We start from the raw sequence: 13560 nt of genomic DNA, 5'->3' as shown, positions 1-13560 counted from the left end.
GTTCACCCCTTCTGGAGGATGACGACGGTCCATGCGCCGACGTAGATCCGGTCACTGTCATTCAGGGGAACCTCCACGTTGTGGGCGATGGGGTTGGCCGTCCCGTTGATCGTGGTGCCGTTGGTCGATCCCGGATCGACGACCGACCAGGTGTCGCCCGGGCGGGCCAGCAGGATCGCGTGGATGTGGGAGATCGCGGGGTCTCCACCGGGCCCGCCCAGGTCGATCTCGGGCGTGAACCCCTTGGACCTGCTGCGCCGTCCGATGTGCACCCGGTCGCCCTGGAGCGTCACCCTGCGCTGCCGGCCTCCCGCTGGGAAACTGATCTGCTTCGGGTCGAGCATCCCCTGGTCGACCATGTACTGGTAGTAGGCGGGGTCGGCCGCGACGATCGCCCTCCAGCGCACACCGATCGGCGCGCTGCCGGGCGCGGAGATCCGCTGCTGGTGGCTGCCCGACTGCGAGGCGAAGTCGTAGCCGCACTCCTCGCAGAAACGGCCGGCCCGGGACGTGCCGCACTCCGGGCACGGGCCTCCGCGGGTCGTCGGTCTCGGTCTGGAGGGGGCGGGGGCTGGTTGCACGGTCGCGGACAGCGTCTGGAGGCGCAGTCCGCAGACGTCGCAGAAGTCGGCGGCCGTGGAGTGGTGCCCTGAAGGGCAACTCGGCATGGGTCCCTCCTACCCGGGTCCGGGGGCACCGCCGGTTCCCGGTCCGCTCTGGCGGGGACGGGTCCGTACGGTTCGGGTCGAGTTGGTGTCGAGGGTCATCTCGTCGACCTTGTCGACACCGGGCTTGAGGCGGACCGTTCCGGTGACCGCGTCGACGACGTCGACGACACGGTCGAGGAGTTTCGCGGTCTCCTCGTTGCCCGACTCGTGTGCGAGCGCGACGGCCCGACCCAGCCTGGTGGTGGCGGTCGCCTCGTCTCCCTCGCGGCGGGCGGTGAGCCCGTCCTGAATCGCCTGGGCCAGTTCGACCTGGCCCGTGTAGTGCGCCACCCGGGGGTTGATCTCGGTGGCCCTGACCTCGTCCGACGTCCACTCGGCGAGGATGTTCCCGGAAGCGAGGACCTGGTCCTGGGCGCCGTTCTCACCGGGCATCACCACCCGGACCCAGCCCGCGCGCAGCTGGCGGCCGGGATCGCCCGGCGGCACCTCCACGCAGACGTGGTAGTCACGACTCTCCGTGCCCCAGGAGCCGGTGGGGTAGTCCCCGGCCTGGGCGACCCTCTCGACCGCGCGTTCGCTGAGGTCCTGGACGGTCGGCGCCACCTGTTTGACGTAGCGCACCACGGCGTTCCGGGGGGTCCACAGGCGCAGCGCCACGTCGGCCACCGCCTTGCCCATGGAGGCCTGCGCCATCGCCCTGAAGTCCGCCTCGAGGTCGGCGGGGTCCGCGATGATGCCCGGGCCTCCGCCGAGGAGGGCGGCGTCGATCCGGCGCAGCTCCGACACCTTCCAGTCGGTGCCCACGCCGCGGCAGTCGCACACGAACCTGCCCGCGAGCCGCTGGAGCACCCCCTCGAAGACGTCGGACATCTCGTTGTTCTGGCCGTCGGTGAGCAGGATGGCGTGCCTGATGCCGTCGTCAGCGGTGTCGAACAGCTCCGCCGCCTTGAGCAGCCAGCTGCCCATGCGGGTGCCGCCGTCGGCGCGCAGGCGTCCCACGGCCTCCAGCGCCGCCGCCCGGGTCGAGTCGTCGACCTCCGCCAGGTGGGCGCTCTCGGGGAAGATCATCTCCGCCTCGCGGTGCCCGGCCACCACGGCGAACCGGACCCCGTCGCGCAGGGCCTCGACGGCCGCGCGCGCCGCCTGCTTGGCCGCGTTGATCTTCTCGCCGTACATGGAACCGGAGGTGTCGATGATGATCACCTCGGCCGCCCGCACCGACGAACCCACCAGCACCGGGCTGTTCGAGGTCACGCTCACGACGGCGTGCACCTCGGTCCCGCCGATGGGCAGGTACGGGTTCTGGTCGACCTCGACGCGGAACTCGGGCTCGGCGGAGCGGTCAGTCCTGTTCGGCACGGGGACCCCCTTGCTCGGTGGGCACTGGTACGACGACGACGGTGATGTTGTCCTTGCCCCCGGCTCTCAGGGCGAGGCTGACGTAGGTGCGGGCCGCCTCCAGCGGCGCGCCCGTCGCTCCCGGTACCGCTTCGGTCAGGTCCTGGGCCTCGGGGTAGTAGTTCCAGAGGCCGTCGCTGCACAGCAGGACGGCGCCGGGGCCGGTCGGGGTGACGGTCGAGACGTGCGCGTCGATCTCCCCCGAGTCCGCGCCCATCCAGGCGATGAGCGCGTGGGCGTTGGCCGAGCGCATCGCTTCCTCCCTGGTGAGGGCGCCCATCTGCACCATGGCCTCACTCCAGGAGTCGTCCCTGGTGAGCAGGGCCGAGGCGCTGGCGGCGGGCCCTCCGGAGATCCAGTAGGCGCGGCTGTCACCCACCCAGCCGACCGTGACGGCACCGGTGCCCGGGTCCACCACGGCGGACACGAAGGTGCAGGCCGGGGCGGAGGCGGGCGAGTCGGCGATCGCCGCGACCGCCTCGGCGGCGCGGATCATCGCCGCTCCGGTGGCCTCACGCGGGTCGGCGCCCTGGCGCATCTGTTCGGCGAGCACGGTCGCACCGGTCTCGGCGGTGACCCGGGAGGCCTCGTCGGAGCGCGGTGAACTGGAGACCCCGTCGCAGACGACCGCCACGACGGTCCCCGCCGCCCGGGGCGCGTCGTCCTCGATGACCCGGATGGCCATCGCGTCCTCGTTGCGCTTGTGCCGCAGGCCCCGGTCGCTGACGCCGAAGGCGCGTCCGGTGCGCACCTCGACGTGGTCCCGGCCGGTGGGCTGGAGGAAACCGCACTTCTCGCAGTACCCGTCCACGACCCTCCCCGGGCACCACACGCACAGGTCGGGGTTGTCCACGGCGACCGGGTTGCTGCCCACGGCGGGCGGCGGCCAGTCGGGGACGAGTTTGGCCGGCGGCGGCGCGGCGGGTCCGGGTCGGGCGGGCACGGGGTCCCGGCGGACGGGCTGGGTGATCTGGGCGTCGACGATGTCCCAGTCGGACTCCGGTCCGTCCTCGACCTCCTCGGGCTCCCCGGCGTCCCCGGCGCCCTCCGTGCCGCGGACGGCACCGTGCAGGCTGACCTGGGGAGCGGTCGGCGCACCGTCGGCCGGTGTCAGACCGGGCCGTTGGACCACCGTCGTCTCCGCCTCCGCAGGCGACACCCCGGACAGGCCGGCCTGGGGCGCGGTGGGAACGCGGTCGGGCTCGCCGGCCTCCCCGGTCCCGGTCCGCGCGTCCGCCTCGGCTCGCGCGTCCCGCGGGAGGGTCCGTCCGCAACCCTCGCAGTAGACGTCTCCCTCTGACACCGTGTCGGCGCAGGTAGGGCAGGTCCGCACCTTTGTCATCGCCGTTCCTTCGATCCTCACAGCAGTGTCACGGGGCGTAGGGAGTTCGCCTTGTCGATGAGCTCGTAGCGCTCCGAGGTCCGGCTGGCGCGGTGGGCCAGGGACCGGTAGCGCCGCTCCAGGTTGGTGCGGACACCCGCCTCGGTGAGGTCACCGCCGAGCAGCCGCTGGCCGCTCGGGGGCGTGCCGCCCGAGCGGAGCCAGGTCAGGGCCGCTTCGAGCACGCGGGCGGCCAGCCGGTCGGCCGACTCGCTGTCCAGCCCGATCCGGCCGAGCCGCTCACCGGCCCGCACGTAGTCGGCGCCGTCGGTGGCACCGGTGGCGAGCGCGGAGATCAGCGCGGTCTGGGCGTGGATGTACAGGCTCGACAGCTCGGGGACGGTGTCCAGGACCTGGATGGCCGCGGCCCGGTCGCCCTGGGCCAGTCTGATCCGGGCCAGCCCGAAGGCCGCGCTGACGTAGGAGTGGTCGGTGGACCACACCGTGGAGTACTGGCGGGCCGCGGTCTCGAGATCCCCGATGCGCTCGCAGGCCATGGCCAGTCCCAGCTTGGGCGCCACCTCCCCGGGGAGGTGGTTGTAGAGCTCGTCGAAGTGGTTCCCGGCCTGCTGGAAGCTGCCGGTGCTCAGCTCGGCGACGGCGAGGTACCACATGGTCCGCCAGTCGCCGGGGACCGTCGAGCTGAACTGTTGGAGGGCGTCCAGGGCCTCGCCGTGGTGTCCGACCGTGATCAGGGCCCGGGCCAGCATCAGCAGGGTCTCGGGGGTCGGCGACTGAGCCGTGCGCAGGGTCGGGATGAGCTCGGCCGGCGGCATACCCGCGAAGCTGCGCAGGAGCTGGGCGGCCGGGTCGGCCGGGTCGATGAGCGGAGCGGGCAGCAGTCCGGCGGCCTCGGTGGGCGACGGCGGGCTGAGCAGGCGGCCCGCGTTGTGCGCGCCTCCCGTGGAACCGCTGCCGAAGCTCTCACCGCCGAACAGCGCGGAGGCGGCCGGGTGCGGGGTGCCCTCCTGCTCGGAGAGGACCTCGCGGAGCACCCCCGTGAGCTGGTCGGCCATGTCCCCGGCGTCGTGGAAGCGCGCCTCGGGTTCGAGGCTGGTGGCCCGGCGCAGGAAGCGGTCGTAGGACTCGTACCGCTGGAGCAGGGGCACCTCGTGCCGGGGCGGGATGCTGTGCGGGTGCTTGCGCATGAAGCTGAAGTGGAAGCTGAGCACGGCCAGGGCGCGGCCCACCGAGTAGAGGTCGGCGCTCACCGTGGGTCCGGGGCCGCGGAGCTCGTCCTCGGGCACCCGGTAGCCGGGGGTCGTGTAGACGGGGCTGAGCGTGTCGTCCATGCGCCGGACGCCGCCGAGGTCGATGAGCTTGATCAGCTCCTCGCTCTGGATCACGTTGTCCGGTTTGAAGTCGCAGTAGAGCAGGCCCTTGGAATGCAGGTAGCCGAGGGCGCGCAGGCACTCCAGGCCGTAGGCGATCACCTGCTCGATCGGGAGGACCTCCTCCGAGGCCCCGTTCTCCCGGCGTTCGATGAGCAGCTCCCGCAGGGACTTGCCGCCCACGTACTCCATGACGATGTGGCCGCCGGGGATCCCGGTGCGCGGGTCGGGGTGCTGCGAGAAGTTGATGATCTTGACGATGTTGGGGTGCTCGACCTCGGAGAGGAACGCGCGCTCCGCCGCGGCCGCCTTGTGCGCTTCGGCGTCACCGGCGTTGAGCAGGCCCTTGAGGACCACCCAGCGGTCGTTGACGTTGCGGTCCCTGGCCAGGTAGATCCAGCCGAGGCCGCCGTGGGCCAGGCAGCCGAGCACCTCGTACTGGCCGCCGACCATGTCCCCCCTGACCAGCTTGGGGGTGAAGGAGAACTGGGTTCCGCACTGGCGGCAGAAGCCCTCGGTGCGGCCCTGCTTCTCACCGCGGGTCCGGCCGACCTTCTCACTGCAGTTGCCGCAGAAGCGGTTCTTCTCCGACACGACCGGGTTGGTCATGATCGCCTCGGAGGGGTCCCGGGCCGGGACCAGGGGAACCTGGACCATGCCCAGGCCCAGCATGCCGCGCTTGGAACCGCGGCTGGAGCCGCCGGTCCCGGTGGTCGGGCTGCCGATGGATCCGGCGATGCTGCCCGGGCCGGAGCGGCCGGACAACCGGATGTTGCCCGAGCTGATCGGGTGGGAGTGCACGGACATGTCGTTGCCCGCAGGGTCCCGCGTGGAAGGGGTGGAGGAGAACCACTGGTCGGGGCCGCCGCTTCCCGCGGAGGAGGGGCCGGAGCCGCTCGGGGGCGTGGAGGCGGAGGCGAGGGAGCTCTGCGGGCCCGAGCCCTGGGTACCCGGCCCCCGGGGGCCTGATCCCTGAGCCGGAGCCTGCGGGCCCGAACCCCGGACGCCGGACCACTGCTGGGGCACCCCGGGCGGCGGGCCGGGGAAGCCCTGCCCCTGGGGACCGCTCCCCGGCGCACGCGGGGCGGGCGGCCCCTGGTGTCCGGGCGCTCCCTGGTACCCGGCGGGCGGTTGTTGCCCCTGCTGCCCCGGGGGACCCTGTTGGCCCGAGGGCGCCTGGGGGCCGGAGGGACCCCGGTACCCGGGGTGCGGACCACTCGCGGGGGACGGCTGCGCCCCGGCACCCGTTCCGGGGACCGGAGGACGCGCCTCGACGGGTTCCAGGCCGCACACGACGCAGAAACCGTCCTCGATCTGGCCCTGGCAGCCGGGGGAAGTGCACTTGGTCATCTGCTCACACCACCATCAGTCTCGCCGTCTGACGCTCCGTTTCCCCGTGTGGTTCTGCTCGCCGGGGTTTCGGTTCCTGAAAGTTCCTGGAGCGTCCGCTGGTACGCGGAGAGCGCCACGGTGGCTGCCCGCAGGTCACAGGGGGCGTTCCACAGTTCCCAGTGCGCGCGCCCGTGGAGTTCGGTGAGCCGCTCGTGCTCGGCCAGGCCCAGGCGGACCGCGCGGGCCCGGAAGGCGTCCAGCCGGCCGCGGAGCTCGGCCCGGCGCTGGAGGAGCCCGGACAGGTTGTGCTCCCGTCCGCGCGCGTCGTCGCGGGCCTGGTGGACGGCGTGCTGGATCTGTCCCAGCCGGGCGCCCAGTCCTCGCCAGTCGCCCCGGGAGCGCAGGACGTCCATCTCCTTCACCGCGTCGCGCAGATCCGGGACCGGGTCGGGGACGTCCACGGCCGGCGGGGAGGAGACCTTCGCGACGACCCGGGCGCGCAGTTCCCGGGCGCGCCGGACGACCTGCTCGACGTCGTCGATGGCCGAGACCAGGCGCTCGACGCTCTCGGTGTAGGAGTCGCGCATCCGCAGCGCGTCGCGGAGTTCGCCCCTGGTCCGGTCCAGGAGCCCTCTGAGGCGGTCCAGGGACGAGGTGTCGACGCGGGTGTCGACGACCAGGGCGAGCGGGTCGCGGCGGACGGTCTCGCCCACCCGGAACAGCCGTTCACGGAGTTCCTCGTGCTCCTCCTCGCCCAGTTCGACCAGGTCCGAGAGGGTGCCGACCTCCTGCCACATGGCCTCCAGCTCCCCGAGCCTGGGGTGCAGGGCGTCCCAGGCGGTCTCCGCCGCCGAGATGACCTCCGTGGCCTCCTCGTAGTCGGCGGACATGCGCGCGGTGGCCTCGGCCAGGGAGACGTGTTCGGTGTCGGAGTCGAGCAGGCCGCGCTCGTGCAGGGGCTGTTCGGCCAGGGGAAGGGGGACGGACTCGCCCGTCAGCAGGAACGAGAGCTCGCCCTGCGGGTCCCCGCCGCCGTTCTCACGGATCCGGACCGCCCGGTCGACCACGGCCGCGAAGACGCCGTGCACCTTCCACAGCCTGTGGACGTGGAAGGAGGCGCGCTCCCATCGGCTCCTGGTCTCGCCGACCAGGTCGGCGTCCTTGAGCAGCCGGTGCCCCACATGTCGGTCCAGGTCGGCGAGGTTGAGCGCGATGCGGTCGGCCTCTCCGCGGACACGGTTGAGCGCGTGGTCGATGCCCTCCCAGCTCATCGGCGGCACACCTGACCCAGAAGCCCTCGCCACCTGACGAATCACCCCCCGACGGACCGTCCCACCGCACACTCTCCCTTTACCTAGGACAAGAGTGTGGCCGGGCACACCCCGAACCACAAGGGACTACGCGTTTTCCGGCCGTGAACGGCCATGAACGGCCACAACCGCAACACACACGTCATCTCAGGCATCCCATGCACTGGGTACGACAACCACATGGACAGAGCAGACGAAGAGTTCCCCGGCATCGGCGCCCCGGCCCAGCGGGCCCTGGCCCACGCCGGATACACACGGTTGGAACAGCTGGACGGAGTGAGCGAGAGCGACCTGCTGGAACTGCACGGAATGGGACCGACGGGGACCGACATCCTGAGCGACCTGCTGAACGCCCGTGGCATGTCGCTGGAGGCCTGACGTGTCCGGGCCGGGAGGGCTCAGGGCTCCCCGACGCGGTCCAGGACGAACCTCGCGCGTTCGGCGACCGGTACCCGGGGCAGGGTGACGAGCTCGTACCCGCAGTCGGGGTAGGCCGCGCACATCGCCTCGTAGGTCCGTTCGGCCTCCTCCGGCGACTGGTGGCGTTCGGTGTCCCCGGTGAAGATCTCCGGCCAGGGAGGGGCCGCGAACACCGTGCGGCGGTAGCGGAACCGGCGGGTCGCCGCCCGCACGTGTCCGGGGACCGGGAGGCCGCGCAGCAGGAAGTAGCCGACCGTGTCCGGCACGCCCCGGTCGCAGAACACGAGCCCGTCGTGCCCGGCGGCCTCACGGTGCGAGCGCATGTCCCAGGCCAGCATGAGCTCGGCGAACAGGGCGTCGTCCCGCCAGGCCAGGCCGGGGCCGTCGATCTCCCGCTGGTCGCGGATGATCGCCCGCCCCGCCTCGACCGTGCGCCCGTACCCGCGCCCGGCCAGGTGGTCGATCAGTGCCGTCTTGCCCGAGCCCGGGCCACCGGTGACGACGACGAGGTGATCCATGGTTGTTCCTCCTGGTGGACTCGGGTTCGGTCGCGAGGGGGCACGGCGGTGCGCCGCACCCGCGAGGGGTGGGGCGCACCGCCGTGGTGGTGAAGGGTGTTGCGGAAGGGCCGCCGGCCCGCCGGGGCTACCGGACGCGGGACCGCTCGGCGGCGCTGACCGCCTCGGCCTCGATCAGGTCGGCCGCGTAGGAGGCACCGCTGTCCTGGAGCCGGGCGCTGATCCCGGCCAGGCGCTCGGCCACCTCCGGGTCCGAGGCCAGCTCGAGCAGCGCCGCGCGCAGCGTCTCGGCCGTGGCGTCCCCGGTGTCGATCCGACGGGCCACCCCGATCTCCTGGAGGCGGTCGGCGTTGTCGAACTGGTCGGTGGCCTGGGGCACCGCGATCATCGGCGTGGCCGTGTACAGGCCCTCGCTGGAACCGCCCATCCCCGCGTGGGTGACGAAGGCGTCCGCCTGGCGGAGGATGTCCAACTGCGGCACCCAGGAGCGGACCTCGACGTTGCCCGGAACCTCCCCCAGGTCCTCCGCGCTCACGTACTTGCCGACCTGGAGCACCACGTGCCAGCCGGGCAGGTCGCCGAAGGCCTTCAGGCACGTGCGGTAGAAGTCGGGCAGCTTGGTGTAGGCCGACCCCAGGGAGACCAGCAGGACCCGCTCCGCACCCTCGGGCCTGGTCCAGACGCCCTGGTCCGCACGCCGGCCGAGGCAGGGCCCCACGAACGTGACCGCGTCCGAGACGGTCTCGGCGTACGGCTGCATCTCACGCGGGATCATCGCCAGGGCCCGCTCCGGCACCCCGGCGAAGTTCGAGTGGTCCAGTTCCGTGATCCCGTTCTCGGCCAGCCAGGAGTCGAACTTGGCGTGGTGCTCGGCCGCCCCGGGCTGCGTGCGCAGCCACTCCATGACGGTGTCCGCGTAGTCCGCCCAGGCCACGTAGGTCGGGGAGAGCTGTACGGAGGGGATTCCCCAGTTGATCGCCATGACCCGCGCGGAGTAGCCGCCGATGTCGTACAGGAAGACGTCGGGGCGGTCGTTGCCGTAGGAGTCGCGCAGGACGGGAAGGGAGTTGATCGCGTCGTCGAGGAAGATGTCCATGCCCTCGATCGGGTCGTCGGTCCACTCCTCGTCCCCGGTGGGCAGGGTGGTCGTGAAGGGGACGAGTTCGGCACCGGTCGAGGCGATCAGGTCACCGACACGGTCCACGGGGTCGTTGGCGTAGGTGACGCGGTGGCCCCGGTCGACCAGCTCACGGATGATCTCCAGGCTGGGCAGGACGTGGCTCACGGCGGGGACCCCGACCATGGCGATGTGAAGGCGACGGGTCACAGTACTTCTCCAGGTTCTGTCTACGGGTAGGGCTGAGGGGCGCCGGTCCCCTGGGGACGGCGCGCGGCGTCGTGGACGCCGGGCTCCTAGCCGTAGATCAGTTGCTGGAAGTACATGGCCTCTACGCTAGACCAGGCCTCCCACGGCCGTCCAACGCTTTTCAGGGCTTCCCCTACCGAAACGGAGCCGGATCATCTCCGCTTCCCCCGTCTCACTGGTCATCTCGATCCGGGTCCGGCCCGGCAGCCGTGACGCGTTCCTCGCCGGGATCTCCCGCAACGCCGCCCGTGCCCTGCGGGACGAGCCCGGCTGCCTGCGCTTCGACGTCGTCGGCGATCCCGAGGACCCCCACGCCTTCTGGGTGTACGAGGTGTTCGCGGACGAGGCCGCGCTGGCGGCGCACCGGCTGACCCCGCACTTCCTGGCATGGCAGGAGGAGAAGGCCGGGCTGGTCGTCCCCGGAAGCCAGGTCGACCGGCTCGGCCCCCTCCTCGTCAGCGAGGGATGAGGCCCTCCGGCCCCCTACGGGTGCCCGGGCTCACCGCTGCCCGGTCTCACAGGTTGCCCGGGTCGTCGGGACTGTCCTTCGGAGCCCGGTGGCGGCCGCTCCTGGGTGCGGCGGTCTCGTCCTCGGCGTCCCCGGGCCTCTGTTCGGTCTCCCCCGGCCCTCCCCGGTAGCCGTCGGTGTAGCCGCCCGCGTAACCCTCGTCGAAAGCGCTCACCGGCCGCTCCCCGGCCTCGGGGTCCGCGACGGTCGCCCCGGCGGCCGTACCGGCGGTCGTGTCGGCGGCAGCGCCGGAGTTCTCCCCGGCAGCGTCCATGGACTCACCCGACCCGCCGAGGTCCCCGGCGTCGGCCGCCGTGCCGCGCTCCTCCGCGGACACGGCCTCGTCGGCGGCGCCGCGCAGCCGGAAGCCCGCGACCACCATGACCACACCGAACACGATCGCGTAGACACCGACGACCAGGACGATGGCCCCGGCACCCGCCAGCGGCCAGAACCACAGCATGAGTCCGAAGATGACCGAGAGGGCACCGACGAAGATCAGCAGCCACTCGGAGCTGATGCGGGCGCGCAGCCGCACGGCGGTGACGATTTCGGCGACACCGGTGACGACGGCCCACGCACCGATCAGGAAGACGAGTGCGACCACCGCGGCCATCGGCCAGATCAGGGCGAGCAGGCCCGCGAGGATCGCGAGCCCCGACTGGAGGGCCAGGGGCATGCGGGTCCCCGGCGCCGAGCGGTAGGCGGTGAAGGCCAGTGCGACACCGTCCACGAGTGCGAAGGCACCGAAGACCACTGCCAGGGCGACCATGGTCATGCCCGGCCAGATGAGAGCGAGCAGGCCGAAGATCACCGCTGCGACACCGCGTAGGACCACGACCCACCAGTTCCGGCTCAGCTCTCCGAGCATGTCACCGGCCAATGCGTTCCGGACCATAGTCAGGCCCCCTCCCTCGTGCGGTCCCGCTCGTGTGCGGGTCCGCCCTTTGCAACTTCCCTCAACGTCGCACACCGATGACAGAAAGTACGCAAAATGCAAGGAAAGGGAGGTTCTGCACCCGGTACGGAACCGGGCACACCTCCTGAGCGCGTGCCGCCCCGGCCCCGGACGCACGAACGCCCGCCCTCGTCGATGACGTGGGCGGGCGGTCGAGGTACTCAGGTGAGGGTCAGCCCTGACCGGGGTAGCGGCGCTCGGCGGAGCCGATGTAGTGCTGACGCGGGCGCGCGATCCGGAAGGCCGGGTCGTTCAGCTGCTCGCGGTAGTGGGCGACCCAGCCGGGCAGGCGGCCGATGGCGAACAGCACGGTGAACATGTTGCTCGGGAAGCCCATGGTGCGGTAGATGACGCCGGTGTAGAAGTCGACGTTCGGGTACAGCTTGCGGTCCGTGAAGTACGAGTCCTGGAGCGCGGCGGCCTCGAGCTTGAGGGCGAGCGCGAAGAGCTCGTCGGGGTTCTCGTGCCGGTCGAGGATCTGGCTGGCCAGAACCTTGATCTCCTTGCTGCGCGGGTCGAAGTTCTTGTAGACCCGGTGGCCGAAGCCCATGAGACGCATCTCGCGGGCCTTGACCTTCTCCAGGAAGTCCTCGATGGAGATACCGGAGTCGCGGATCTCCTCGAGCATCTCCAGAACGGCCTGGTTGGCGCCGCCGTGGGACGGGCCGGACAGGGCGTTGACGCCGGAGGCGACGCTGGCGTAGATGTCGGCCTGCGAGGAACCGACCACGCGCACGGTGGCGGTGGAGCAGTTCAGCTCATGGTCGGCGTGCAGGACGAGCAGCATGCCGACGGCCTTGTTGAACAGCTCGCCGAGCTCACCGGTGGGAGCCTTGTCGCCGAAGGTCATCCGGATGAAGTTGTCGACGTAGTCGAGCGAGGCGTCCGGGTCGATCGGCGTCTCACCGATCGAGTTGCGGTAGATGCGGGCCGCGATCGTCGGCAGCTTGGCCATCAGCCGGATCGTGGCGAGCTCGACCTGGTTCTCGTCGGACGGGTCGACGCTGTCGTCGTAGTACGCGGCGAGGGTGTTCACGGCGCTGGCGATCAGCGCCATGGGGTGGCCGTTGCGGGGCATCGCGTCGATGAACGCGCCCATCTCGGCCGGGATGTCGGAGTTGTCGCGGAGCTTGTCCGAGAACTCCTTGAGCTGGCCGGGCTCCGGCAGCTCGCCGTAGATCACCAGGTAGGCGGTCTCCAGGAAGGTGCTGTGCACCGCGAGGTCCTCGATCGGGTACCCGCGGTAACGCAGGATGCCGGCGGCGCCGTCGATATAGGTGATCTTCGAGCTGCACGAAGCGGTGTTGCCGAACCCCGGGTCCAGGGTCGTCATACCGGTCGACCCCAGCAGGGTCTTCAGCTCGATGGTGCTCTCACCCTCGGTACCGGTGAAAACCGGCAGCTTCAGCACGCCGCCCTCGTAGTGGAGCTCCACCGTGCGCTCTTTGTCATCGCTCATGCCCGAGGTCAACCTTTCCAGGCGGGGGATACGTGAGGTGCGTCAGACGCGGGGCGATCCGCCGCCACGTTCTTGATTCACTCGTTATTGTTCTGTTTTGTTAAACGACTGTTAAGCAAAATCATATAAGTTTCACCGATTCACGAACAGGTGACATGCAACACATACCCAGACGTGATCAGAATTACCGCACAGTGAAGATTTACAGACTTTGCCGAACGTCGATAACGCCGTGATCGCCCTGAGACGTCAAGGACGGCGACGGGGTTCTCCCGTTGCCGGTCCACGCCTCCTGAACCGGTCCCCTGGGCGCGCCGGACCCCTGCGGAATCCGCTCCGGCCCACCTCTTCGGCCCGCACTTCACAGATGCGGACAATCCCGAACGGAGCCCGGTGCGGCCAGGTGTTCGAACACGCCCTAGCGGCCTGTCATCAGGTTACCTTCGCCCTGATCACAAGGGTTGACGCGGGGTGCCCTCGACTCGGTGATCTTGGCCTCTGCCACGGCTTCCGCCGCCCCCGGGCCTACCTCTGAGCACCCTTCCCTGCCGCTCCAGGGACCTGGGTATGTGCCCCGGGCACGAGAGTTCACACACGTGACGGAGCCCGCGCCCACCCCTTCCGGGCGGCCCCTGGCCGACAACCCCGAAGGGGGACGCCATTCGACCCGCCGAACAGAACCGAAGTCGACAGCGGGTGACTGCTATTCACTCGGGGTAAACAATGCGAACGGGCTTTGCCGGAAAATCCGGACGCCGTGGCGGGCCGGTGACTTAACCGCGAACGGGCTGACCAGGGACGGCCCGCTCCGACGGTTACTCCTCCTCGACGCCGCCGGCGAGCAGGGCCTCCATGAACAGGGACGGGTGGTCCCGCTCGATCACCCGCAACCGCCACTTGTTGTGCACCAG

At 70.9% G+C, this 13560-nt stretch carries 11 protein-coding genes; 2 read left to right on the top strand and 9 right to left on the bottom strand.

Going from position 1 to position 13560, the window contains the following annotated elements:
- Positions 1 to 2: 2 nt before the first annotated feature.
- From D458_RS0117955 to D458_RS0117935, 5 genes are read right to left on the bottom strand one after another with little or no spacing between them, the layout of a single operon-like run.
- Positions 3 to 668: an FHA domain-containing protein gene (locus D458_RS0117955; RefSeq protein WP_017588137.1), complete on the bottom strand. Its 666-nt coding sequence runs from the start codon at positions 666 to 668 to the stop codon at positions 3 to 5.
- A 9-nt stretch (positions 669 to 677) separates the two neighbouring features.
- Positions 678 to 2027, bottom strand: a complete 1350-nt coding sequence (locus D458_RS0117950) for a VWA domain-containing protein (protein ID WP_017588136.1) — start codon at positions 2025 to 2027, stop codon at positions 678 to 680.
- Entirely contained in the window at positions 2011 to 3408 is a 1398-nt protein-coding gene (locus D458_RS0117945) for a PP2C family protein-serine/threonine phosphatase (RefSeq protein ID WP_017588135.1), read from the bottom strand. Before D458_RS0117945 ends, D458_RS0117950 begins: the two co-directional genes overlap by 17 nt.
- Before the next feature lie 17 nt (positions 3409 to 3425).
- The gene (locus D458_RS0117940) at positions 3426 to 6128 is read right to left on the bottom strand and encodes a serine/threonine-protein kinase (RefSeq protein ID WP_239647996.1); all 2703 of its coding nucleotides are present in this window, start codon (positions 6126 to 6128) and stop codon (positions 3426 to 3428) included.
- Positions 6125 to 7381, bottom strand: coding sequence for a hypothetical protein (locus D458_RS0117935; protein WP_017588133.1), 1257 nt, complete (start codon positions 7379 to 7381; stop codon positions 6125 to 6127). Before D458_RS0117935 ends, D458_RS0117940 begins: the two co-directional genes overlap by 4 nt.
- A gap of 219 nt (positions 7382 to 7600) precedes the next feature.
- On the opposite strand from D458_RS0117935, the gene D458_RS0117930 reads away from it, so the two are divergent.
- Positions 7601 to 7798, top strand: a complete 198-nt coding sequence (locus D458_RS0117930; protein ID WP_026119427.1) for a helix-hairpin-helix domain-containing protein — start codon at positions 7601 to 7603, stop codon at positions 7796 to 7798.
- 20 nt (positions 7799 to 7818) lie between these two features.
- Here D458_RS0117930 and D458_RS0117925 read toward each other — a convergent pair whose 3' ends face one another.
- Together D458_RS0117925 and D458_RS0117920 are read right to left on the bottom strand one after the other, a co-directional pair.
- On the bottom strand, positions 7819 to 8358 hold the full coding sequence (locus tag D458_RS0117925; RefSeq protein ID WP_017588131.1) for an AAA family ATPase: 540 nt from the start codon (positions 8356 to 8358) through the stop codon (positions 7819 to 7821).
- A 127-nt stretch (positions 8359 to 8485) separates the two neighbouring features.
- Complete coding sequence (locus D458_RS0117920; RefSeq protein WP_017588130.1) at positions 8486 to 9661, bottom strand: macrolide family glycosyltransferase; 1176 nt, start codon at positions 9659 to 9661, stop codon at positions 8486 to 8488.
- Between the two features lie 214 nt (positions 9662 to 9875).
- Between D458_RS0117920 and D458_RS0117915 the strand changes: the two genes are divergently transcribed.
- Entirely contained in the window at positions 9876 to 10193 is a 318-nt protein-coding gene (locus tag D458_RS0117915) for an antibiotic biosynthesis monooxygenase (protein ID WP_026119425.1), read from the top strand.
- 46 nt (positions 10194 to 10239) lie between these two features.
- On the opposite strand, the gene D458_RS0117910 is transcribed toward D458_RS0117915, so the two are convergent.
- Together D458_RS0117910 and D458_RS0117905 are read right to left on the bottom strand one after the other, a co-directional pair.
- Positions 10240 to 11130 (bottom strand): DUF308 domain-containing protein, encoded by an 891-nt coding sequence (locus D458_RS0117910; RefSeq protein ID WP_026119424.1) that lies wholly within the window; start codon positions 11128 to 11130, stop codon positions 10240 to 10242.
- A gap of 232 nt (positions 11131 to 11362) precedes the next feature.
- Positions 11363 to 12649 carry a citrate synthase gene (locus D458_RS0117905; RefSeq protein WP_017588127.1) on the bottom strand — a complete coding sequence of 429 codons (1287 nt, stop codon included), beginning with the start codon at positions 12647 to 12649 and terminating at the stop codon, positions 11363 to 11365.
- Between the last annotated feature and the right edge of the window lie 911 nt (positions 12650 to 13560).

Source organism: Nocardiopsis ganjiahuensis DSM 45031, assembly GCF_000341085.1.
GTDB classification, from domain to species: domain Bacteria; phylum Actinomycetota; class Actinomycetes; order Streptosporangiales; family Streptosporangiaceae; genus Nocardiopsis; species Nocardiopsis ganjiahuensis.
Note: the sequence above shows the minus strand (reverse complement) of the source record. Positions and strands in the feature narration are given on the sequence as shown.